The following is a 20,842-nucleotide window of genomic DNA, read 5'->3' as shown; positions in this document are numbered from 1 at the left end:
CGGGGCCGGGGGGGCGGGGGGTGGGTGGCCGGGGGGGCGGAACGGCGGCGGCGGCGCGGCCGGCGGCGAGGGCGCAGCGGGCGCCTCACCCTTCGGCTCGGGGGCCTTGGCGGCGGCGGCGCGGCCGGCGGCGAGGGCGACGGTGCCGCAGAGGATGAAGGCGAGGATGCCGCCGAGGACGACGTCCTGGGCGGGGAGCTGCTCGGCGGCGCCGTTGTGCTCGGCCTCGTGGGTGTTCGTGGACGTGACCGGGGCGCCGACCTGATCGACGGTGGGGGCGGGGGCGGCGTGCTTCGGGGTGTACTTGGCCTCGACCTTGACCTTGGACGGGTAGCCGTAGCCCACGACGGTGCCGGTGTCGCGGGTCTTGCGCATGAGCTTGTAGCCCTCGGCGTTGCCCTCGATGGTGTGCAGGGTGTGCCCGTCGACCTTCTCGACGATGCCGACGTGGTCGATCTGGTCCATGTCGCCGGAGCCGTTCCAGTCGTAGAAGACGATGGCGCCGGGTTCGGGGTCGTGGCCCCAGGCGTCGTGCTTCTTGAACCACTTGGCGTGTTCGACGGTGGAGGCGAACTGCCCGGCCTGGTCGGTGACGTCCGCCTTGTCGGCGGCCCAGGCGAGGAACATGTCGCACCAGGGGGCGGTGGAGAAGTACGCGTCGTGGTCGCCGTCGACGTTCTTGCGGTACCACTCGCCGAACTTGGTGTAGCCGTTGCCGTGCTCGGTGTAGCCGAGTTCCTTCTTGGCGATGTCGAGCAGCTGCTTGCCGACCGGGTCCATCTCGCTCCCTGCGCATCACTCGTTCGGGCAGGGTGCGCCCGACCGGGGGGACGGAACGTACCTCGTTCCAATGGTCACGTTCCGATCTCGACGGAATGTAGTCCAGGTAAACCGCAGGCGGCAAGCTGTTCCAGCTAAACGGTCAAAACGGACTACTCAGTAGTAGCCACGCGGGAGGACGGTGACCGGGCACGGCGCCGCCCTGAGCACCTTGAGGGCCACCTCGCCCAGGAAGACGCGGTGGGCGGCGGCGTCCTCGCTGGACGCGCAGACGAGGAGCTCGCCCTCGGGCCAGTCGACGTCGTCCAGGGCGTCGGCCACGTCGTCACCCTCGGCGACCTCGGCGGACACCTCCTCGGGGAGCAGGTCGGCGGAGTCCACGGCGAGCCGGATGGCGAGCGCCAGGTCGTCGCGGAGCGGGTCGGGGTCCACGTCCCCGATGGCCAGGGTGACCAGGCGGAGCGGGACCTCCAGGCGCTCGGCGGCCTGCGCGGCGCGGATGACGGCCTCGTCGCACTGGGGCCGCCGGACGTACATGACGGTGATCCGGCCGAGGTCGTCCGGCGGGGCGTAGCCGGACGGGGTGAGCATCACGGCCTCGGTCGCCGAGTGCAGCAGGTGGTCGGCGGCGGCGCCGACGCCGATGCGGCCGCGGGCGCCGCCCTCGGGGGAGCCGACGACGATCAGGTCGGCGCCGATCCGGCTGGCGAGCACGGTGAGCCCGCGCCCGACGCTGCGCCCCTCCTGGACGAGCAGGTCGGCGGGCCCGTCGGCGTCCAGCAGGTCGGCGAGCTGGTCCAGCACGGCGCGGGCCTCGCCGGCGGCGGCCGGGAGGTCCGGCGGGTGGACGGTCGCCACGCTCAGCCGGCCGCCGGTCAGTGCGACGATGCCGCGCGCGAGGTCGAGTGCCTCCCGGCCGCCCGCGTCGTGGACGTATCCGGCGAGGACGTGTTCACCGATCATGTACCCGAGCATTCCCCCGCGACGGCCCGTCAGACCAGGGGCCATTTCAGGTAGTTTTTCCTGGTTGCCACTTTATTGGGGGGATTTGTCATGGGTGTCGAGGTGTCCGACCTCGAAGCCGGCCGCTGGACCATCGACCCGGTCCACTCCGAGATCACCTTCACGATCCGGCACCTGATGTCCACGGTGCGCGGCTCGTTCCCGGACTTCGGCGGCGAGGTGGTGATCGGGGACGACCCGCTGGACTCCACCGCCCGCGCCGAGATCCGGATGGGCTCGATCGACACCCGCAGCGCCGAGCGGGACGAGCACGTCCGCTCCGCCGACTTCCTGGACGTCCGGCGGCACCCGGTGATGATGTTCGCCGCCACCGGCGTCGAGCGCGCCACCGTCGGCCGCCGCGCCCGCAGCCCCCGCTACCACCTCGACGGCGACCTGACGATCAAGGACGTGACCCGCCCGGTGCGGCTGCTCACCGAGTTCCACGGCGTCGGCCCCGACCCGTGGGGCGGGACCCGCGCCGGCTTCACCGCGACCGCCGCCATCAGCCGCCGCGACTTCGGCATCGAGTTCAACGTCCCGCTGCAGGGCGACCGGGTCATGCTCGGCGACGAGATCACGATCGGCCTGGAGATCCAGACCGTCCTCGCCACCGCCTGACCAACGCCCCCGTCCGACTGCCGTTGTGCTTGATCGGCGTCCGGCCTGACCGACGTCTTGTTTCACCGGTGTCTTGCCTTACCGGCGTCCCGCCTAGCTGGCGCCTCTGTTTGGCTGTGGGTGGTTGCGGCCGGTCAGACCGCGGTGCGGGCGAGCCAGTGGTCCAGCAGTGACGCGTCCCCGGTCACCTTCAGCTCGGCGGCGTCGGCCGGGGCGAGCCGTCGCGCGAAGACGAGCAGCAGGTCCTGGACGGGGCCGGTGGCGGTCATGTCGGCGTCCTGCGATCCGTGCTCCCAGACCGGTCCCTCGGGCGTCCGCGTGATCAGCCAGCCCGGCAGGGACGGCTCCGCCGGACGCAGGCACAGCGTCTCGCCGTTGCCGCGCAGCTCGGCCAGCTCCGGCTTGTACGCCGCCGCCGTCACCGCCGTGAGCAGCCCGAGGAACTCGTCGATCGCGTCGCCCGCGAGGTCGGGCGCCACCGCGAACGGCGTCCCGGCGGCGCCGGCCGCGTCGGCGTGGTGGACGACGGTCTCGTTCGTCATCCGGCGCAGCCACCTGACCGTCGGCCACGTCCCGAGAAGCGGGTGGTCGACCGTCGCGTCCGGCTTCGCGTCGTATGCGGCGATCAGCTCCTCCGCGCCGTCGCGCAGCCAGCCGGGCCAGTCGGCGGGGGAGTCCGGCAGCGTGCGGGGCAGATCGTTCAGGACGTCGGTGCCGCCCGTCCGCACCAGATGGGTCGCCCACCGGTGCGCCTGGCCGACGTGCCCGACCAGGTCCGGCAGCGTCCATTCCGGGCAGGTCGGCACCCGCGTGGACGGATCGGGCCCCGAGGCGGCGTCGGCGAGCCCGCGGGCGTGCTCGCGCAGGCCCTCCTTCATGCGTCCGGCGTTCAGCACGGTCGTCTCCTTTCTGCGGTTTCCCGTCGTGCTCGTAAGCTAGGAGCTCCAGTCGGCTGGAGGTTCAACCGGGTGTGACCGAAGACACTTCGCTCGGGATCGGCGACCTGGCCGCGCTGACCGGCGTGTCCGTGCGCACGATCCGCTTCTACTGCGACGAGGGCGTCCTGGAGCCGGGACGCAGCGCGGGCGGGCACCGGCGCTTCGACCGCTCGGCGGTGGACCGGCTGCGCCTCGTCCGGCGGCTGCGCACCCTGGGGCTGGGCCTGCCCGCCATCGTGGCCGTCCTCACCGGGGACCGCTCGCTGGCGGAGGCCGTCGCCGCCGAACGCCGCGCCGCCGACGCCGAACTGGCCGCGCTCGCCTGGCGCCGCGCCTCGCTCCGCGCCATCGAGGCGCGCGGGACGTCCTGCTGGAGTTCTGGCGCCGCCGCATCCTCGTCCCGCTGCCGGGCGAGGCGGTAAGGGCGTTCCTGGAGGCGAACGTCCCGGAACCGCCCGCCGACCCGGCGCCCGAGCAGGTCGTCGCCTATGCCGGGATGGTCGCGGTGGCAGGCGACCGGCCGCTCCTGCGCGAACTGCGCGCCCTGGGCAAGGTCAATGTCGACTGGGTGCGAGACGAGCCGACGCTGATCGACGGTCTAGGCGAGGCCATCGCGATGGCCGCACCGCTGGTTACCGGTGAGCCGGGCCCCGGTCCAGCCCTCGACCGCTTTGTCGCGGCCCACGCCACCGGACGGGACGAACGCGACACACCAGGCTTCCGGCGCGCGCTGCTGCCCGCCGTCGCCATGGAGCAGGACCCGCGCCTCCGCCGCTACTGGACGCTGTTCGGCGAGGTCACCGGCGAGCCCGCGACCCCTGGGACGATCAACACCTGGCTGGTCGACGCACTCGAACGGGACGTCGCCTGACGCGTCAGGAATATGATCTCGCCCCCCGCGGTTCCGGTAGAATGATTGAAAGTTCTACTATTTCGGAGGCCGCCATGCAGTTCGGGATCTTCTCGGTCGGCGACGTCACCCCCGACCCGACCAACGGCCGCGAGCCCACCGAGGCCGAGCGGATCAAGGCGATGGTGGCGATCGCGCTCAAGGCCGAGGAGGCGGGGCTGGACGTCTTCGCGACCGGCGAGCACCACAACCCGCCGTTCGTCCCGTCGTCCCCGACGACGATGCTCGGCTACATCGCGGCCCGCACCGAGCGGCTGATCCTGTCCACCGCGACCACGCTGATCACCACCAACGACCCGGTGAAGATCGCCGAGGACTTCGCGATGCTGCAGCACCTCGCCGACGGCCGGGTGGACCTGATGATGGGACGCGGCAACACCGGCCCCGTCTACCCGTGGTTCGGCAAGGACATCCGCGACGGCATCCCGCTCGCCATCGAGAACTACCACCTCCTGCACCGGCTCTGGCGCGAGGACGTCGTCGACTGGGAGGGCAAGTTCCGCACGCCGCTGCAGTCGTTCACCGCGACCCCGCGCCCGCTGGACGGCGTCCCGCCGTTGGTGTGGCACGGCTCGATCCGCAGCCCGGAGATCGCCGAGCAGGCCGCCTACTACGGCGACGGATTCTTCGCCAACCACATCTTCTGGCCCAAGGAGCACTTCCAGCGCCTCATCGGCCTGTACCGGCAGCGTTTCGAGCACTACGGGCACGGCTCCGCCGACCAGGCGATCGTCGGCCTCGGCGGGCAGGTGTTCATGCGGAAGAACTCCCAGGACGCCGTCCGCGAATTCCGCCCGTACTTCGACAACGCGCCCGTCTACGGGCACGGGCCGTCCCTGGAGGAGTTCACCGCCGAGACGCCGCTCACCGTCGGCAGCCCGGAGCAGGTGATCGAGAAGACCCTGTCGTTCCGCGACAACTTCGGCGACTACCAGCGCCAGCTGTTCCTGATCGACCACGCGGGGCTGCCGCTGAAGACCGTCCTGGAGCAGATCGACATGCTCGGCGAGGAGGTCGTCCCGGTGCTGCGCAAGGAGTTCGAGGCGCTGCGCCCGGCGCACGTCCCCGCCGCCGCGCCGACCCACGCGTCCCGCCTCGTCCAGGAGGTCCGATGAACACGCTCGCCGTCATCTCCGCCGGCCTCGGGCAGCCGTCGTCCACCCGGCTGCTCGCCGCAGGAACGGCACCCCGTCTGTGATTACTCTGCTACGATGTGTGAGTCAGTGACGGGATCTCAACGCACCCGAATTGGTCGGGGAACGGCTTTATGGTCTGCTATCGGCACTGGAACGCGGCACCGCTCGCGGTGTCAGGCTGTCGTCAACCAGCCGAACGCGGCCTGAACAGCTGAAGCCATCGGCTGCGAGGAGCTGCAAGCTTGGGCGTTTGCCCGAGTCGTTGACCGCGTCCTACAGCGGCGAGAATTTGCGAGCGGCGTGGAGGGCAAGCCGGTGCTGCCGGGATTCTTCGGCGGCACCGAGCGGCACTCGCTGGCCATCGACTACGCGATGCGCCCGCTGTTCGCCTACCTGCGCACCAGTGTCGTTCCGACCTCCGTGTACGCGGCGTCCGAGGACTGGGGAAGCACCGAAACCGGCCTCCCCGACCGCATCACCCGAGCCGGCGCCGAACTCGCGGCCCTCATGACGGCCCGCCCGGCCCCGCCGAAGCCCGACCCGTACGAGAACCCGGTCCCCTTCGAGGACCTCTTGTCCGCAGGCAGCCGTTGAGAACTGGCTTCATTAAGCCTTGGCTTATATAAGCCGGGGCTGTAGTTTGGGGCCGTGCACGCGTTCGATGTTCTGGGCGACCCCGTCCGGCGCCGGATCCTGGAGCTGCTCGCCGAGGGTGAGCGGTCGTCCGGCGAGGTGACGGCGGTTGTCCGGGAGGAGTTCGGGATCTCGCAGCCCGCGGTGTCGCAGCATCTGAAGGTGCTGCGCGACAGCGGGTTCGCGGTCGTGCGCGCGGAGGGCACGCGGCGGCTGTACGCCGTCGACTCCGCGCCCCTGCGGGAGGTCGACGCCTGGCTCGACCGCTTCCGCCGGTTCTGGACGCCGCATCTCGACGCCCTGACGACCGAGATCGCCCGGGGCAAGCGCGCACGCCGCCACGAACCAGGGAGCGAGACATGATCGAAGTCACCGGGCAGATCAACGCGGTACGGCGCAGGGTCGGCGAGCGGGTCCTGGAGGCCGGCACCGCGCGGACCGCGGTGGTCAGCCAGGTCTACGACACCGACGTCGAGGACCTGTGGGACGCCGTCACGAGCGCCGAGCGGATTCCCCGCTGGTTCCTGCCGGTCTCCGGCGACCTCCGCCTCGGCGGCCGCTACCAGTTCGAAAGCAACGCCGGCGGGACGATCGAGACCTGCGACCCGCCCAAGAGCTTCTCCGCGACCTGGGAGTACGGCGGCCAGACGTCCTGGGTCGAGGTCCGGCTGACCCCGGAGCCGGACGGCCGGGCGCGCTTCGAGCTGGAGCACATCGCCCACGTCGACGACGACACCTGGAACCAGTTCGGGCCGGGCGCCGTCGGCATCGGCTGGGACATGGGCCTCCTCGGCCTCGCCCTGCACCTGGCGACCGGCAAGAGCGCCCCGGACGAGGTCGGCCCCGACTGGGCCACGACCGACGAGGGCAAGGAGTTCACCCGCCAGAGCGGCGAAGCCTGGTACGCCGCCCACGTAGCCTCCGGCACCCCCGAACCCACCGCCCGCGCCTCCGCCGACCGCACCATCGCCGCCTACACCGGCGAGACGGAATGACGCCCGCGTTCTGATGCTGCTCCAGGGCCCGGCCGACAGCGAAAGGGCGGCCCTTGAACACGCCTTCGAGCAGGTGGGCGGCGTGCCCGACCTGGCGTTTTAGAACACGCCCGCCTCCGCCTCCCCGGCCTGCGGCGGGCGGCGCGGCAGAATGGCGGCGTGGATGTCAGGGTCGGCGTTCGCGTCGAGGGGGTCGTGCAGGGCGTCGGGTTCCGGCCGTTCGTGCACGGGCTCGCGACCGGCCTCGGGCTGTCCGGGCTGGTCGGCAACGACGCGGGCGGGGTGTTCATCGAGGTCGAAGGCGCGCCCGACGTGGTCGGACGTTTCCTGGACGGGCTGCGCACGCGTCCGCCGCGGCTCGCCGTCGTCGAGCGCGTCACCACCCGGGAGCTCCGTGCCTCCGGCCGCGACGGCTTCGCGATCGTGGGCAGCGACGCGTCGGGGGAGCGGCGCGCGCTCGTCTCCTGGGACTCCGCGACCTGCGACGACTGCCTCCGCGAACTCGGCGACCCCGCCGACCGCCGCTACCGGTACCCGTTCATCAACTGCACGAACTGCGGGCCGCGCTTCACGATCGTGAAGGACGTCCCGTATGACCGTCCGTCCACGACCATGGCGGGCTTCCCGATGTGCGGGCCGTGCGCCGCCGAGTACGAGGATCCGGCCGACCGCCGATTCCACGCCCAGCCGACGTGCTGCCCGACCTGCGGACCGTCCCTCACGCTGCACCCGCACGCCGATGAGCCGCTGGCCGCCGCCCGCGACATGCTCGCCGCCGGTGCCGTCCTCGCGGTGAAGGGCCTTGGCGGCTACCATCTGGCGGCGCGGGCGGCATTGGAGGACGCGGTGGCCGCGCTCCGCGCGCGCAAGCACCGCGAGGACAAGCCGTTCGCCGTCATGGTCCCCGACCTGGCCGCCGCCCGGACACTGTGCACGCTCACCGACGCCGAGGAGGCGCTGCTCACCGGCCCCCGCCGCCCGATCGTCCTGGCGCGCCGCCGCCCGGACACGGCACTCGCCGGCGCCGTCGCGCCCGGCAACGGGCACCTCGGCCTCATGCTGCCCTACACCCCGCTGCACCACCTTCTCGTCACCGAACCCATGGTGCTGACCAGCGGAAACGTCTCGGACGAGCCGATCGCCCACCGGGACGACGACGCCCTGCAACGCCTCGCCGGGATCGCCGACGCGTTCCTGTACCACGACCGTCCCATCCACACCCGCACGGACGACTCGGTGGTACGCCTCTTCCGGGGCCATCCGCTGCCCGTGCGGCGCTCCCGCGGCTACACGCCGGAACCCGTACAAATCGCGAAAGGACGTCCCGTCCTCGCCTGCGGCGCCGAGTTGAAGAACACCTTCTGTCTGACCCGGGACGGCCGCGCATTCCTCTCCCACCACATAGGGGACCTGGAGAACTACGAAACCCTCCGCGCCTTCGAAGAGGGCATCGAGCACTTCCAGCGGCTCTTCGACATAACCCCAGAACTCATCGCCTACGACCTGCACCCCGAATACCTGTCGACCAAATACGCGCTCGACCGGGAGCTGTCGTCCGTCGCCGTCCAGCACCACCACGCGCACATCGCGTCCTGCCTCGCGGACAACGGCGTGGAAGACCCGGTGATCGGTGTCGCATTCGACGGCACCGGATACGGCACGGACGGCACCCTCTGGGGCGGAGAATTCCTCATCGCAGACCTCCACGGCTTCGAAAGAGCCGGACACCTAGAACCGGTTCCCATGCCCGGCGGCTCCGCCGCGATCCATGAACCGTGGCGGATGGCGGCCGCATACGGCGCGCCCTCCGACCTCCCGATAGCCCGCCGTCCCGACTGGTCCACCATCACGGAGATGGCCGCACGCCGAGTCAACGCCCCGCTCACGTCCAGCATGGGCCGCCTCTTCGACGCGGTCGCCGCCGTCCTCGGTGTCCGCGACCGCATCAACTACGAGGGCCAGGCCGCGATAGAACTGGAACAACGCGCCGACTTGTCGGAAGCCGCCGGATACCCGGCGACCATCACCGGCGAATTCACCATCATGGCCCGAGAGCTGCTGGACGCGGTGGTGGCCGATCTCAAGACCGGCGTCCCCGTCCCCACGATCGCGGCCCGGTTCCACAATGGCGTCGCTGCCCTGATAGTAGACGCGGCATCGCGCATCCGGGACGAAAGAAACCTCCACACGGTCGCCCTCTCCGGCGGCGTGTTCCAGAACATGCTCCTCCTGGAACGCGCGGTATCGGGCCTCACAGAGGCGGGTTTCGAAGTGCTGACCCACCACCGCGTCCCACCCAACGACGGCGGCATCAGCCTCGGCCAGGCCGCCGTCGCCACCGCTCAGTCCGGCGCCCTTCCGAAAGCCGCCTACCCCTGACTCGCCCGGAAAGGCCGGGCGCCTTCATGCGTGGGCGACGTGATCATCACGACACGGGCGCGCGGGGTTAGAGGTTGCCCAGGGCTCGGGTTGCGGTGATTTCTATTACCACACGGTTCGGGTTGGCGCGTGGGGGCTTGTAGCGGGTCGCGTAGCGGTGTTCGGCGTCGGCTACGGAGGGTGCGTCCGATTTCAGGACGGCGCGGCCCTCGATGGTGGCCCAGCGGCGGCCGTCGGCCTGGGTCACTGCTACCGGAAGGCCTGCCTCGCCGGCGTGGCGGACGTGGCGGGCCTTCGCCGAGGTGGACGAGGTGATCACGCGGACCGTGCCCGCGTCCAGGGTGGCGCCCACTGGGACGGCGTGCGGGGTGCCGTCCGGGCGGACGGTGACCAGGGTGCAGATGTGGCGTTCGCGGAAGAAGGCGATGAGGCGCTCGTCGTCCAGGGCCAGTCGGTGTTTGCCGTTCACCGGCCGGATCCTAGAGGGCGGTCGGCTCCGCGCCGGTCAGAGGGTCGATTTCGTCCGCAATGGGGGGAGAAGGTACGGGCTCCGAGGTGACGGATGCGACCCCTTTATCGGGGTGGCGAGGAAGGTCGGGCTTATGATTAGTTAGCGCAGGAAACTATCTGACGGGGGTGGGGTCGGCGTGCCGTCCAAGCACTATCCGTGGGTGGCGCTGAGCAACACGACGCTCGGCATGCTGCTGGCCACGGTCAACTCCTCGATCGTGATCATTTCGCTGCCGGCGATCTTCCGCGGCATCCACCTGAATCCGCTCGAACCGGGCAATGTCAGCTATCTGCTGTGGATCCTGATGGGGTACATGCTCGTCGCGGCGGTGTTGGTGGTCACGCTCGGCCGGCTCGGGGACATGTACGGACGTGTCCGGATGTACAACGCCGGGTTCGCGGTGTTCACGGTCGGGACGCTCTTACTGGCGCTCGATCCGCTGCACGGGAGCGCGGGGGCCCTCTGGCTCATCGCCTGGCGGGTCTTCCAGGGCATCGGCGGGGCCATGCTGATGGCGAACTCGGCGGCGATCCTCACCGACGCGTTCCCGGCGCACCGGCGCGGCATGGCGATGGGCGTCAACCAGGTCGCCGGTATCGCCGGGACGTTCATCGGGCTCGTGGCGGGCGGGCTGCTCAGCGAGATCAACTGGCGGCTGGTGTTCTTCGCGTCCGCGCCGATCGGCGTCATCGGGACGGTCTGGGCGTACCGCAGCCTGATCGAGACCGCGAAGCGGGCCGTCGCCGCGAAGATCGACTGGCTGGGCAACGCGACGTTCGCGATCGGGCTGACCTCGCTGCTCGCCGCGATCACCTACGGCATCCAGCCCTACGGCGGGCACGACATGGGCTGGACGAACCCGTGGGTGCTCGGCGGCATCATCGGCGGCATCGCGGTCCTGGCGCTGTTCTGCTGGATCGAGACCAAGGTGGAGCAGCCGATGTTCCAGCTCGGGCTGTTCCGCATCCGGGCGTTCACGGCCGGGAACGCGGCCGGGTTGCTCGCCGCGATCTCGCGCGGCGGGATGCAGTTCATGCTGATCATCTGGCTGCAGGGCATCTGGCTGCCGCTGCACGGCTACGACTACGCGGACACCCCGCTGTGGGCGGGCATCTACCTGCTGCCGCTCACCGCCGGCTTCCTGGTGGCGGGGCCGCTGTCGGGGCACCTGTCCGACCGGCACGGCGCCCGCGCGTTCGCCTCCGGCGGGCTGGTGCTGTCGGCGCTGGCGTTCGGCGGGCTGCTGGTGATCCCGACCGACTTCGGCTACACCACGTTCGCGCTGCTGATCTTCCTCAACGGGGTCGGCTCCGGGCTGTTCGCCGCGCCCAACACCACCGCGATCATGAACTCCGTCCCGGCGGACCAGCGCGGCGTCGCGTCCGGCATGCGCGCCACGTTCGCCAACGCCGGCATGGTGCTGTCGATCGGCGTGTTCTTCTCGCTGATGATCGCGGGACTGTCCAACACGCTGCCGAGGACGCTGACGCAGGGGCTGACGCAGCACGGCGTCCCGGCCGGGCCGGCGACGCAGGTCGGCGAGCTGCCGCCGGTCGGCACGCTGTTCGCCGCGTTCCTCGGCTACAACCCGATCCAGAACCTGCTCGCGCCGTTCCACGTGCTCGGCAGCCTCGCGCCGGACGACGTGAAGACGCTCACCGGACGCTCGTACTTCCCGCACCTGATCTCCGAGCCGTTCCACCACGGACTGGTCATCGTGTTCAGCCTGGCGATCGCGATGTCGCTGGTCGCGGCGCTGGTGTCGCTGCTGCGCGGACGCCGGTACGTGCACGACGACGTCCAGGACGAGCCCGCACCGCAGCGGGCCAGGCAGGACGCCGCCTAGCCTCCGGCAGCCCCCTGCCGCAACGCCTCAGGTCACGGGGACGTTGCGGTCGGGGGCTTTTTCGCGTCCGCCATTGACACTGTTCCGCAAACGTTTTCATAATCGTCCGCATGAGCGCAGACGGCACCCGGGCCTCGATCCGGGCGGTGGCGAACCTGGCGGGGGTGTCCCCCTCGACGGTCTCGCGCGCGCTGAACTCCCCGGAGCTCGTGAACGCCGAGACCCGGCGGCGCGTGCTCGAATGCGCCGAGCGGCTCGGCTACCAGCCGAACCGCGCGGCGCAGTCGCTGGTCCTCGGGCGGACCCGCAACGTCGGGCTGATCGTGCCCGACATCGCCAACCCGTTCTTCGCCCCGTTCATCAAGGGTGTGGAGGCCTACTTCCGGGACACCGAGTTCGCGGTGTTCCTGGCCGACACCGACGAGGACACGGCGACGGAGGTCCGGCTGGCCGAGGCCATGGTCGAGCGGGTGGACGGGCTCATCCTGTGCGCCCCCCGCATGTCCGGGACGCGCCTGCGCGCCGTCGCGGCCAAGACCAGCGTGGTCCTCGCCTACCGGACCAGCCGCTCGGCACCCTCGGTCCTGCTGGACTTCCAGCCCGGCCTGGACCAGGCGGTCGCGCACGTCCACGCGCTCGGCCACCGCAGGTGCGCGTACCTGTCCGGCCCGGCCAACTCGTGGTCGAACCGGCAGCGCCGCAAGTTCCTCGGGGCCGCCTGCGAGGAGCGCGGCATCGAACTCGTGGACCTCGGCCCGTACGAGCCGCGGTTCACCGGCGGATACCGGGCCGCCGACGAGGTGGTCGCGGCGGACGTCACCGCGGCGTTCGCCTACAACGACCTGGTCGCGCTCGGGGTGCTGTCACGGCTCACCGAGCGCGGCGTGAAGGTGCCCACCGACCTCGGCATCGTCGGTTTCGACGACATCCCGATGGCGTCGATGACCAATCCGCCCCTGACCACGGTGGCCATGCCCGTGAACGCGCTGTCACAGGCCGCGGCCGCCACCATGCACGCGACGCTCGACCCCAGGGCGCCCAAGGCGCCCCCTCTTCCGCCGGCCGCCGAGCTGGCGACCCGACTCCTCATCCGAGGCACCACCGGGCCGGTGTGAGCCCGGCCTTACCCGGAGGACCACCCGTCCTGCCAGGAGGACCCACCCCATGAGAACTCCTCGATCAGCCCTCCTCACCCTCGCCACGACCGCCGGACTGCTGCTGACCGCGTGCGGCGCGCCCAGCTCGGACGGCACGTCCGCGTCCGAACCGGCCGCCGCGGACGTCAAGCTGCCGTCCAAGCCCGTCACCCTGAACATCATCGACGTCGCCGGGAACCTGCAGCTCACCCAGCAGATCTTCGAGAACTACCAGAAGGCGCACCCCAAGCTCGTCAGCAAGATCACCTACACCAAGGCGACCGCGCCGGAGCTGGCCGGCAAGGTCAAGGCCCAGCAGGACGCCGGGCAGCTCGACATCGACCTCGTGCTGACCGGCACCGACGGCCTCTCGGCCGGCCTGGAGCAGAACCTGTGGGTCGACCTGCTCGGCAAGTACTCAGACAAGCTGCCCGACCTCAAGTCGCAGTACCTGGAGCCGGCGTCCAAGATGCAGGACCTCGCGCAGGGCCAGGGCGTCGTCGTGACGTACTACCCGTCCGGCCCGCTGCTGGAGTACAACCCCAAGAAGGTCTCGGACCCGCCGAAGACGGCCGACGAGCTGCTCGCCTGGGCGAAGGCCCACCCCAACAAGCTGGAGTACGCCCGCCCGTCCAACTCCGGGCCCGGACGCACGTGGCTCATGGGCCTGCCCTACATCCTCAAGGACTCCGACCCCAAGGACCCGACCAACGGCTGGTCCAAGACCTGGAAGTACCTCAAGGAACTCGACCAGTACATCGAGTACTACCCGACCGGCACCACGCAGACGATGAAGGAGCTGGGCGAGGGCACCCGCGACATCATCCTCAGCACCACCGGCTGGGACATCAACCCGCGCGTCCTCGGCCAGGTGCCGAAGGACGTCAAGATCCAGGCGCTCGAAGGCTTCACCTGGGTCACCGACGCCCACTACATGGTCGTCCCCAAGGGCGTCTCCGGTGAGAAGCTCGCCGTCCTGCTCGACATGATGAAGTTCTCGCTCCAGCCGCAGCAGCAGGCGATCACCTTCGACAAGGGCTACTTCTACCCCGGCCCCGCCGTGAAGGGCGTGACGCTCGACATGGCGCCGGCCGAGAGCCAGCAGGCCATCAAGGAGTACGGCCGCCCCGAGTACGACAAGCTCATCGCCGACAACCCCAAGGCCCCGCCGCTCGACGCCAAGGCCCTCGTCACCGCCTTCGACCGCTGGGACCGCGAAATCGGCGGGCAGAAGGTCAAGAAGTCGTGAGGTCGCACAGAGTGAGGGCGCGCAAGTGAAGGCGCACGCGTTGGAGGCGCGCTGGGCCCTCCGGACCGCACGGCGGTCCGGAGGCCCGGCGCCCTCGGGAAGGGCGTCATGACGGTGGAGACCGTAGTGGAGAAGGAGACGCGGGCGGCGTTCGGGCAGTTGCGGCTGGACGGGGTGACGCGGCGGTTCGGGAAGGCGGTCGCGCTCAGCGGGTTCGATCTGCGGATCGAGGGCGGCGAGTTCATCGCGCTGCTCGGGCCGTCCGGGTGCGGGAAGTCGACGGCGCTGAACTGCCTGGCCGGGCTGCTGCCGCTGTCGGACGGCGCGATCTGGCTGGACGAGGAGCGCATCGACACGCTGCCGCCGGAGAAGCGCGGGTTCGGGATGGTGTTCCAGAACTACGCGCTGTTCCCGCACCTGTCGGTCCGCAAGAACGTCGCGTTCGGGCTGTCGGTCCGGCGGACGGGGAAGGCGGAGACGGCGCGCCGGGTGGACGAGGCGCTGCGCACGGTCGAGCTGACCGAGCACGCCGACAAGCTGCCCGGCCAGCTGTCCGGCGGCCAGCAGCAGCGGGTCGCGATCGCCCGCGCGATCGTGCTGCGGCCGAAGCTCGTGCTGATGGACGAGCCGCTGTCCAACCTGGACGCCAAGCTGCGCGTGCAGATGCGCACGGAGATCCGCCGCATCCACCAGACGCTCGGCCTCACCACCGTGTACGTCACGCACGACCAGGAGGAGGCGCTCGCGCTCGCCGACCGGGTCGTGGTGCTGCGGTCCGGGAAGGTCGAGCAGATCGGCACGCCCGAGGAGGTCTACACGTACCCGGCCAGCACCTACATCGCCGGGTTCATGGGCTACCGGAACCTGCTGGAGCTGCCGGTCCTGTCGGTGGCCGACGGCAGGGTGACGCTCGGGGAGAAGGACGGGCTCGCGCTCACCGGGATCGGGCAGCAGCCGATCTCCGGCGGGCGGGCGGTCGCGGCCATCAGGCCCGAGGACTTCCGCGTCGGGGACGCCGGCGCCGAGAACCGCGTGAGCGTGCGGGTCGAGGTGTCGGAGTTCCACGGGCGCGAGGTCGCCGCCGAGGGCGTCACCGATGACGGGCGCGTCGTCCACTTCAAGCTGCCGGAGCGGATCGCGCCGGGGGAGCGGGTGACGCTGACCGTCCAGCCCGAGCGCGTCCTCGTGTTCGGCGAGAGCGTGCGGGAGGCCGCCGAGGCGCTGGACGAGCCAGTGGAGACGGGAGCCCAGGATGGTGGTTGAGGCTCCCGCCCGGCCGGAGGCGCCCGCGCCCGGGCGCGGCGGCCTTCGGCACCGGCTCGCCGAACGCGGCGTCGACCGGGTGCTGCTCCTGCTGCTGCCCGCCGTGCTGATCATCGGGCTGCTGTTCATCTACCCGATGGCGTACGGGGTGGGGCTGTCGCTGCAGCCGAAGAGCGGCGGCGGCCCGTTCGCCAACTACGCCGACTTCTTCCAGGACTCCTACCAGCGCAGCACCGTGTGGAAGACGCTGAAGCTCGCGCTGCCGGCCGCGCTGATCAACGTCGGCGCGTCGGTGCCGATCGCGTACCGGCTGCGCGGCAGGTTCCGGGGGCGGCGGGTGCTGACGGCGCTGCTCGTCCTGCCGGTGACGCTCGGCACGGTCCTGGTCGCGGACGGCCTGCTGCGCTACCTCGGCCCGAAGGGCTGGTTCAACCGGGTCCTGCTCGACCTGCACATCGTGGACGAGCCCGTCCGGCTGATCTACAACTACTGGGGCGTGCTGTTCTCGCTGCTCATCACCGGGTTCCCGTTCGCGTTCCTGCTGGTCCTGTCGTACATGTCGGGCATCGACCCGACGCTGGAGCGGGCCGCGGCCACGCTCGGCGCCGGGCCGTGGCAGCGGATGCGGCGGATCGTCCTGCCGCTGCTGGCACCGGGCCTCGCCACCACGTTCGTGCTGGCGTTCGTGCTGGCGTTCTCGGTGTTCCCGTCCGCGAACCTCGTCGGCGAACCGGCCGGCGAGACGCGGGTGATGGCGATCGCGGCGTACCAGGCGGCGTTCGAGAAGTACGACTACTCGATGGCCTCGACCATCGCCGTGCTGATGGGCGTCTTCGAACTGCTCGTCATCTCGGTCACGCTGCTGCTGCGCGGCCGCCTCTACACCGGGCCCGCGTCGGGAGGTAAGGGATCATGACCACCGCCGTCTCGCGCCCGGCCGGGCTGCCGAAGCGGAGCCTGCCGAAGGGCCGGCTGAGCACCTGGCTCGTCTGGGCCTGCGTCGCGTTCTTCCTCGTCAACCTGTTCGCGCTGATCCTGTCGGTGGTCGTCAACTCGTTCGGGACGAAGTGGTTCGCGGGCTGGCTGCCGCAGAGCTTCACCACCGCGTGGTACACCGACGCGTGGGACGAGTTCGCGCTCGGCGACGTCCTCACGGTCACGCTGGAGATCACCCTCATCGTGGTCGCGCTGGCGCTGCTGATCGGCGTCCCGGCCGGGTACGCGCTGGCGCGGCGCGACTTCCCCGGCAAGCGGATCGTGATGTTCCTGCTGCTGCTCCCGGTGCTGCTGCCGCCGATCACCTACGGGATCCCGCTCGCGACCGTCCTGTACAAGGTGCACCTGGCCGGGACGATGACGGGCGTCATCGCGGCGAACCTCGTCCCGGCGCTGCCGTTCGTCATCCTCGTGATGACGCCGTTCGTGGAGCAGATCGACACGAACGTGGAGTCGGCGGCGCGGATGTGCGGCGCCCGCACCCGGCAGGTGTTCACCCGGGTGCTGGTGCCGCTGCTGCTGCCCGGCATCCTCGCCGCCGGAATCCTGGTGCTGGTCCGCACCGTCGCCATGTTCGAGCTGACGTTCCTGGTGGCGGACGCCGACAGCCAGACCCTGATCGTCGCGCTGTACAGCGCCGCGTTCACCCCGGGCATCCGCGCGGCCCAGGCCATCGACGCGATGGCCGTGATCTACATGGCACTGTCGGCGGTGCTGCTGATCATCGCGCTGATGTTCGTCAACCCGACGCAGATCGTCGCCCAGGTGAGGGAGGCCCCGGCCGAATGAGCGCTGTTACGTTCGACTACACGGGAGAGCGGGTGCTGGTCACCGGCGCCGCCGGGCTGATCGGCCGCGCGCTGGTGCACCGCTTCGCGGACGCGGGCGCGGGCGTGCTCGCCGTGGACGTGGACGCCGACGGGCTCAAGGTCTTCGACGCCGTCCAGGGGGTCGCGACGATGGCCGGCGACCTGGCCCGGGAGGACGTCGCCGACGCCGTCTTCGCCGGGCTCGTGCAGGACGGCGGCCTCGACGTGCTCGTCAACAACGCCGCGATGACGGAGGTGCGCACCCCGCTCATCGACATCAGCGCCGGACTGTGGGACGCGGTCATCGCCGCCAACCTGCGCTCGGCGTACCTGCTGTCGGTGCGCGCCGCCCGCCTGTGGCGGGACGCCGGGCGGGGCGGCGCGATCGTCAACCTGTCGTCGCCGGGCGGCTCCCGCGCCCACGAGGACCAGAGCGCCTACGACGTGACCAAGGCGGGCATCGAGGCGCTCAGCCGGGCGATCGCCGTGGAGCTGGGCGGCCTCGGCATCCGCGCGAACTGCATCGCCCCCGCCAGCGTCGTCGGGGAGATCCGGCCCGCCACCGACCTCCCGACGGGCCGGACCACCGCGCCGGAGGAGGTCGCGGACGCGGCGCTGTACCTGGCGTCCCCGGCGGCGGCGCAGCTCAACGGGCACGTCCTGCACCTGGACGGCGGCCTGCACGCCCGCCTGCGCACCGACCCGGCCCAGGAGCAGCAGCGCGACTCCTAGTCCGAGGACGGCGCAGGGCACGGTCTCGCCGACGCCGGCGGTTTCTCGGATACCGCCGGCGTCGGCGTGCGTCCGGGTTTCCGGGCGGGCAGCCCGGGGCCGGTGCGGCGCCCGTTGTGCGCCTTCATCACGGCCTGGAGGTCGGGAAGGCCGCCTCCGCCGTCGGCGTCGGAGAGCGCCGGGCAGGCCCAGGCGTCCTGCCGGCCCCACGAGTAGCTGATGTCGAACGCGGGCCGCGGGACGAGCCGGTCCCACCGCCGCAGGATGGACCGGAGCTGCCCTTCGCCCGGCAGCCGCCAGTTCCGCTCGCCGTCGTTGCACGACTGCCCGAACGTCTGGAACACCGGGACGATCATGCGGCGCGGGAACCCGGCGCGGGCCGCCTGCCCGACCATGGTGTCGATCGCGCCGAGGTCGCAGGTCCCGCCGTCCGCCCGGCAGGGGTAGGGGTCGAGGCCGATGAGGTCGAGATGGGTCTCGGACGGCTTGAGCGGCCGCATCGGCCAGTCGGTCAGCGACGCGAACGCCCGCTGGCCCGGCGCGTACCGGTGGACGATGTCGGCGCGCTGCCGGATCTTGCCGGCGATGTCGGGGCATTCGTCCGGGTTCGGCTCGTCGGACAGGTACCACCCGTAGACGCGCTCGTTTTCCGCGAACCGCTTCACGGTGTCGGCGAACGCGGAGGTGCTCTCCTGCTGGAAGCCGCCGCAGGTGGTGTTGCCGACCCACAGCAGGGCCCGGCCGCCCGCGGGCAGGGACGCGATCGCGTCCTCGTCCGGGTCGACGTCGAACAGGTTGTAGCCGAGCGCCGCCGCCTTGGCGCGGTCACCGGTCGGCATGTTCAGCGCGAGATGGAGCGTGCCGGTCGCGAGGGCGGCCGCCGGTCGGGCGGAGGCGTCGCCGGGCGACGGGGCCATCAGATATCCGGTGACGGCTCCGCCGAGCGCGGCGGCCACCGCCACGGCGGCGAGATGCGTCCTCATCTTCATCGGCACTCCCGGCGTCGCAGGTGTGCCCAGCGTCGCACGAACAGAGCGTGATCATGTCGATACAACGGAGAACGGCCGCCCGCAATGAGCGCGGGCGGCCGGTCCGGAAATGAGCGGGATTCAGACTCGCCAGGACTGGACGAGGGCGTCCAGCGTGGCCTGGTCGTAGACGATCCCCTGCGAGGCCAGTTCCTGGGCGACGAGGTCGCCGTCGCCGTGATGCTTGGCGAGCAGCCGGTACACCGCGTACGGGAACCAGTGGTTGTCGCTGATCCGCTGGATCTCGGCCTCGTCGCAGCCGTAGCCTTCCGCCCGGACCTCGGCGAGCGTCGCGGCGACGTCGCCGTGCCGCCGTTCGAGGATGTCGATGACGAGGCTGCGCAGGTTCTCCGGGGCGGGCGCGGTCACGGGCGCCTCGGCCGCCGGGCGGTAGGAGCTGCGCCCGTTCATGCTTCCGGCCGCGGCGGCGGCGCTGACGACGGCCAGTTCCGGCTCCGGCTCCGGCATTGGAGCGGGAGCCTCGGCGACCGGCGCGGGTGCCTGGGCCGGGGCGGCCTTCGGAGCACTGTCGGCTTCGGCCTTGGCGTCGGCGGCCGACTCCGCGGCCGTGCCCGACTCGAGCGCCTTGCCGGAGTGGCCGGGGACCTGGATCTGCGGGAACGGCCCGGTGTTCCGCAGCGGCATCAGCGTGATCTGGTTGAGCGTGACGGGCCCGGCGATGGCGCGCGTCTGCGGCTCCGGCGGCTTGGGCTCCTCCTCGTCGGTCTGCTGCGACACGTACCGGTGCAGGGTCCGCAGCAGGACGAACAGGCCGAGCATCGACACGATCGGCGGGACGGCGGCCGTGGCCTGGTAGGAGAACGTCTTGTGGCCGACGTGCCCGACGTTGAAGATGAGGCTCGCCGTCCAGCCGGCGAGGGCGATGGTGAGCGGCAGGCAGAAGTCGAGCCAGCTCATGAGGGCGCGGCGCTTTATCACGAAGGCGTCGATGGCCAGCAGGAAGAGCCCGAGCTCCCCGACGATGATGAACAGGTCGACCAGCAGGGGGAACGATTCGGCCTTCCAGCCCCGCAGGCCGTGTTCCAGTGCCCAATGGTAGAGACCGGCATAGGATTGGGCGAAGCCGCCGGCGGTGGCGGTCAGGACCGCGGCCGCCATGAAGGCGATGGCCCCCCATCGTGTGATGACCTGTGCCCGGTTGGCAGCGCTCATGCGGCGTGTGCTCCCAGATTTCTTTTAACCCGACCAAGAGTGATCGGTGGGAGACTATCCATTTCTTTGGCGTTTCGTGGCCGGTTCGTATTACGGCTCGGTCGCGTTCCCGCAGGTTTTCGGACGAAAGCGACAAAGGGCCGTCCCCGCCGGGGCGCGCCGGTGCCCCGGCGGGGTGGCGGATTCCGCGGGAGCGACGGAATCCGGCCCGCCGGCCCCGCTAGGGCACCTGCAGGACGAAGTCGAACGTCGCGGACTTCCCGGTCGGGCCGGCCTGGACGTTCATCAGCAGCTCGGGGGCGAACAGCATGTCGGAGTTGTTCCGCGGCTCGCCCGGGAAGTAGAGCTGGGTCGTCAGGATCCGCTGGTACGGGGCCTGGACCTTGACGTGGATGTGCCGGGTGCGGCCGGGGTACAGGCCGGGCACGATCGTCGTCAGACTGAATCGTCCCATTGTGTCCGTGTACTGATGCCCGCGTAGCGTATATCCGTAATTGTCGTATCTGCCGTAATAGTCGGCTTGCCAGAAGTCGAGCAGCGCGTGGCCCACCGGGGTGCACGACAGGGAGTAGACGATTCCCGTCACGGTGAGCGGCGTGCCGGGCATTCCGGGCGTCACGATCGACGAGCGCTCGGGCGAGCCGGGCTTGAAGTAGGGGCCCTCCATCTGCGGCGGGGTCGGGTCGTCGTCGCCGTCGTCGCACG

The 20,842-nt window shown here is 70.9% G+C and carries 22 protein-coding genes; 15 read left to right on the top strand and 7 right to left on the bottom strand.

Annotation, left to right across the window (positions count from 1 at the left end; all coding sequences use genetic code 11):
• Both HUX53_RS24085 and HUX53_RS24080 read right to left on the bottom strand, forming a co-directional pair.
• Nucleotides 1-780: CHAP domain-containing protein (locus HUX53_RS24085; RefSeq protein ID WP_176405497.1), on the bottom strand; the 780-nt coding region annotated here is incomplete at its 3' end.
• Nucleotides 781-936: 156 nt separating this feature from the next.
• On the bottom strand, nucleotides 937-1,743 hold the full coding sequence (locus tag HUX53_RS24080; RefSeq protein WP_176405496.1) for a universal stress protein: 807 nt from the start codon (nucleotides 1,741-1,743) through the stop codon (nucleotides 937-939).
• Nucleotides 1,744-1,833: 90 nt separating this feature from the next.
• On the opposite strand from HUX53_RS24080, the gene HUX53_RS24075 reads away from it, so the two are divergent.
• Complete coding sequence (locus HUX53_RS24075; protein ID WP_176405495.1) at nucleotides 1,834-2,403, top strand: YceI family protein; 570 nt, start codon at nucleotides 1,834-1,836, stop codon at nucleotides 2,401-2,403.
• 134 nt (nucleotides 2,404-2,537) lie between these two features.
• Here the strand turns inward: HUX53_RS24075 and HUX53_RS24070 are convergent, their stop codons facing one another.
• A complete protein-coding gene (locus tag HUX53_RS24070) occupies nucleotides 2,538-3,299 on the bottom strand; it encodes a maleylpyruvate isomerase family mycothiol-dependent enzyme (protein WP_217919825.1) in 762 nt (253 codons plus the stop codon).
• A 74-nt stretch (nucleotides 3,300-3,373) separates the two neighbouring features.
• On the opposite strand from HUX53_RS24070, the gene HUX53_RS40150 reads away from it, so the two are divergent.
• The 7 genes from HUX53_RS40150 (at nucleotide 3,374) to hypF (ending at nucleotide 9,394) form a co-directional block, all read left to right on the top strand.
• Complete coding sequence (locus HUX53_RS40150) at nucleotides 3,374-3,763, top strand: MerR family transcriptional regulator (protein WP_217919824.1); 390 nt, start codon at nucleotides 3,374-3,376, stop codon at nucleotides 3,761-3,763.
• Between the two features lie 74 nt (nucleotides 3,764-3,837).
• Nucleotides 3,838-4,212 carry a hypothetical protein gene (locus HUX53_RS40145; RefSeq protein ID WP_217919823.1) on the top strand — a complete coding sequence of 125 codons (375 nt, stop codon included), beginning with the start codon at nucleotides 3,838-3,840 and terminating at the stop codon, nucleotides 4,210-4,212.
• Nucleotides 4,213-4,286: 74 nt separating this feature from the next.
• On the top strand, nucleotides 4,287-5,366 hold the full coding sequence (locus HUX53_RS24060) for an LLM class flavin-dependent oxidoreductase (protein WP_176405494.1): 1,080 nt from the start codon (nucleotides 4,287-4,289) through the stop codon (nucleotides 5,364-5,366).
• 240 nt (nucleotides 5,367-5,606) lie between these two features.
• On the top strand, nucleotides 5,607-5,981 hold the full coding sequence (locus HUX53_RS24055) for an NAD(P)H-dependent oxidoreductase (protein WP_176405499.1): 375 nt from the start codon (nucleotides 5,607-5,609) through the stop codon (nucleotides 5,979-5,981).
• A gap of 54 nt (nucleotides 5,982-6,035) precedes the next feature.
• Nucleotides 6,036-6,383, top strand: coding sequence for a helix-turn-helix transcriptional regulator (locus tag HUX53_RS24050; RefSeq protein ID WP_176405493.1), 348 nt, complete (start codon nucleotides 6,036-6,038; stop codon nucleotides 6,381-6,383).
• Nucleotides 6,380-7,015, top strand: coding sequence for an SRPBCC family protein (locus HUX53_RS24045; protein ID WP_176405492.1), 636 nt, complete (start codon nucleotides 6,380-6,382; stop codon nucleotides 7,013-7,015). Before HUX53_RS24050 ends, HUX53_RS24045 begins: the two co-directional genes overlap by 4 nt.
• A 159-nt stretch (nucleotides 7,016-7,174) precedes the next feature.
• Entirely contained in the window at nucleotides 7,175-9,394 is a 2,220-nt protein-coding gene (gene hypF, locus HUX53_RS24040) for a carbamoyltransferase HypF (protein WP_176405491.1), read from the top strand.
• 67 nt (nucleotides 9,395-9,461) lie between these two features.
• On the opposite strand, the gene HUX53_RS24035 is transcribed toward hypF, so the two are convergent.
• Nucleotides 9,462-9,863: a PPOX class F420-dependent oxidoreductase gene (locus tag HUX53_RS24035; protein WP_176405490.1), complete on the bottom strand. Its 402-nt coding sequence runs from the start codon at nucleotides 9,861-9,863 to the stop codon at nucleotides 9,462-9,464.
• Nucleotides 9,864-10,041: 178 nt separating this feature from the next.
• Between HUX53_RS24035 and HUX53_RS24030 the strand changes: the two genes are divergently transcribed.
• The 7 genes from HUX53_RS24030 (at nucleotide 10,042) to HUX53_RS24000 (ending at nucleotide 17,936) form a co-directional block, all read left to right on the top strand.
• On the top strand, nucleotides 10,042-11,751 hold the full coding sequence (locus HUX53_RS24030) for an MFS transporter (protein ID WP_309237407.1): 1,710 nt from the start codon (nucleotides 10,042-10,044) through the stop codon (nucleotides 11,749-11,751).
• A 110-nt stretch (nucleotides 11,752-11,861) separates the two neighbouring features.
• Nucleotides 11,862-12,866, top strand: coding sequence for a LacI family DNA-binding transcriptional regulator (locus HUX53_RS24025; RefSeq protein WP_176405489.1), 1,005 nt, complete (start codon nucleotides 11,862-11,864; stop codon nucleotides 12,864-12,866).
• Between the two features lie 49 nt (nucleotides 12,867-12,915).
• The gene (locus tag HUX53_RS24020; protein WP_176405488.1) at nucleotides 12,916-14,136 is read left to right on the top strand and encodes an extracellular solute-binding protein; all 1,221 of its coding nucleotides are present in this window, start codon (nucleotides 12,916-12,918) and stop codon (nucleotides 14,134-14,136) included.
• A gap of 108 nt (nucleotides 14,137-14,244) precedes the next feature.
• Nucleotides 14,245-15,399, top strand: coding sequence for an ABC transporter ATP-binding protein (locus HUX53_RS24015; RefSeq protein WP_176405487.1), 1,155 nt, complete (start codon nucleotides 14,245-14,247; stop codon nucleotides 15,397-15,399).
• Nucleotides 15,389-16,315 carry an ABC transporter permease gene (locus HUX53_RS24010; protein ID WP_176405486.1) on the top strand — a complete coding sequence of 309 codons (927 nt, stop codon included), beginning with the start codon at nucleotides 15,389-15,391 and terminating at the stop codon, nucleotides 16,313-16,315. Before HUX53_RS24015 ends, HUX53_RS24010 begins: the two co-directional genes overlap by 11 nt.
• Nucleotides 16,312-17,184, top strand: coding sequence for an ABC transporter permease (locus HUX53_RS24005; RefSeq protein WP_176405485.1), 873 nt, complete (start codon nucleotides 16,312-16,314; stop codon nucleotides 17,182-17,184). Before HUX53_RS24010 ends, HUX53_RS24005 begins: the two co-directional genes overlap by 4 nt.
• Nucleotides 17,181-17,936 carry an SDR family NAD(P)-dependent oxidoreductase gene (locus tag HUX53_RS24000; protein ID WP_176405484.1) on the top strand — a complete coding sequence of 252 codons (756 nt, stop codon included), beginning with the start codon at nucleotides 17,181-17,183 and terminating at the stop codon, nucleotides 17,934-17,936. The genes HUX53_RS24005 and HUX53_RS24000 overlap by 4 nt, the downstream gene beginning before the upstream one ends.
• Here HUX53_RS24000 and HUX53_RS23995 read toward each other — a convergent pair.
• The 3 genes from HUX53_RS23995 to HUX53_RS23985 form a co-directional block, all read right to left on the bottom strand.
• Entirely contained in the window at nucleotides 17,933-18,925 is a 993-nt protein-coding gene (locus HUX53_RS23995) for a hypothetical protein (protein WP_176405483.1), read from the bottom strand. The two genes, HUX53_RS24000 and HUX53_RS23995, sit on opposite strands and share 4 nt — an antisense overlap.
• Before the next feature lie 120 nt (nucleotides 18,926-19,045).
• Nucleotides 19,046-20,137 carry a DUF2637 domain-containing protein gene (locus HUX53_RS23990; RefSeq protein ID WP_176405482.1) on the bottom strand — a complete coding sequence of 364 codons (1,092 nt, stop codon included), beginning with the start codon at nucleotides 20,135-20,137 and terminating at the stop codon, nucleotides 19,046-19,048.
• 220 nt (nucleotides 20,138-20,357) lie between these two features.
• Nucleotides 20,358-20,842 (bottom strand): dioxygenase (locus HUX53_RS23985; protein ID WP_217919822.1); only part of this gene is annotated, 485 nt, incomplete at its 5' end.

This window comes from Actinomadura sp. BRA 177 (genome assembly GCF_013372625.1).
Lineage (GTDB): Bacteria > Actinomycetota > Actinomycetes > Streptosporangiales > Streptosporangiaceae > Spirillospora.
Note: the sequence above shows the minus strand (reverse complement) of the source record. Positions and strands in the feature narration are given on the sequence as shown.

Coding starts and splice junctions, on each gene's coding strand:
- HUX53_RS24080 (WP_176405496.1), bottom strand. CDS start 1,743: ATGATCGGTGAACACGTCCTCGCCGGATACGTCCACGACGCGGGCGGC.
- HUX53_RS24075 (WP_176405495.1), top strand. CDS start 1,834: ATGGGTGTCGAGGTGTCCGACCTCGAAGCCGGCCGCTGGACCATCGAC.
- HUX53_RS40145 (WP_217919823.1), top strand. CDS start 3,838: ATGGTCGCGGTGGCAGGCGACCGGCCGCTCCTGCGCGAACTGCGCGCC.
- HUX53_RS24060 (WP_176405494.1), top strand. CDS start 4,287: ATGCAGTTCGGGATCTTCTCGGTCGGCGACGTCACCCCCGACCCGACC.
- HUX53_RS24045 (WP_176405492.1), top strand. CDS start 6,380: ATGATCGAAGTCACCGGGCAGATCAACGCGGTACGGCGCAGGGTCGGC.
- HUX53_RS24025 (WP_176405489.1), top strand. CDS start 11,862: ATGAGCGCAGACGGCACCCGGGCCTCGATCCGGGCGGTGGCGAACCTG.
- HUX53_RS24020 (WP_176405488.1), top strand. CDS start 12,916: ATGAGAACTCCTCGATCAGCCCTCCTCACCCTCGCCACGACCGCCGGA.
- HUX53_RS24015 (WP_176405487.1), top strand. CDS start 14,245: ATGACGGTGGAGACCGTAGTGGAGAAGGAGACGCGGGCGGCGTTCGGG.
- HUX53_RS24010 (WP_176405486.1), top strand. CDS start 15,389: ATGGTGGTTGAGGCTCCCGCCCGGCCGGAGGCGCCCGCGCCCGGGCGC.
- HUX53_RS24005 (WP_176405485.1), top strand. CDS start 16,312: ATGACCACCGCCGTCTCGCGCCCGGCCGGGCTGCCGAAGCGGAGCCTG.
- HUX53_RS24000 (WP_176405484.1), top strand. CDS start 17,181: ATGAGCGCTGTTACGTTCGACTACACGGGAGAGCGGGTGCTGGTCACC.
- HUX53_RS23995 (WP_176405483.1), bottom strand. CDS start 18,925: ATGAAGATGAGGACGCATCTCGCCGCCGTGGCGGTGGCCGCCGCGCTC.
- HUX53_RS23990 (WP_176405482.1), bottom strand. CDS start 20,137: ATGAGCGCTGCCAACCGGGCACAGGTCATCACACGATGGGGGGCCATC.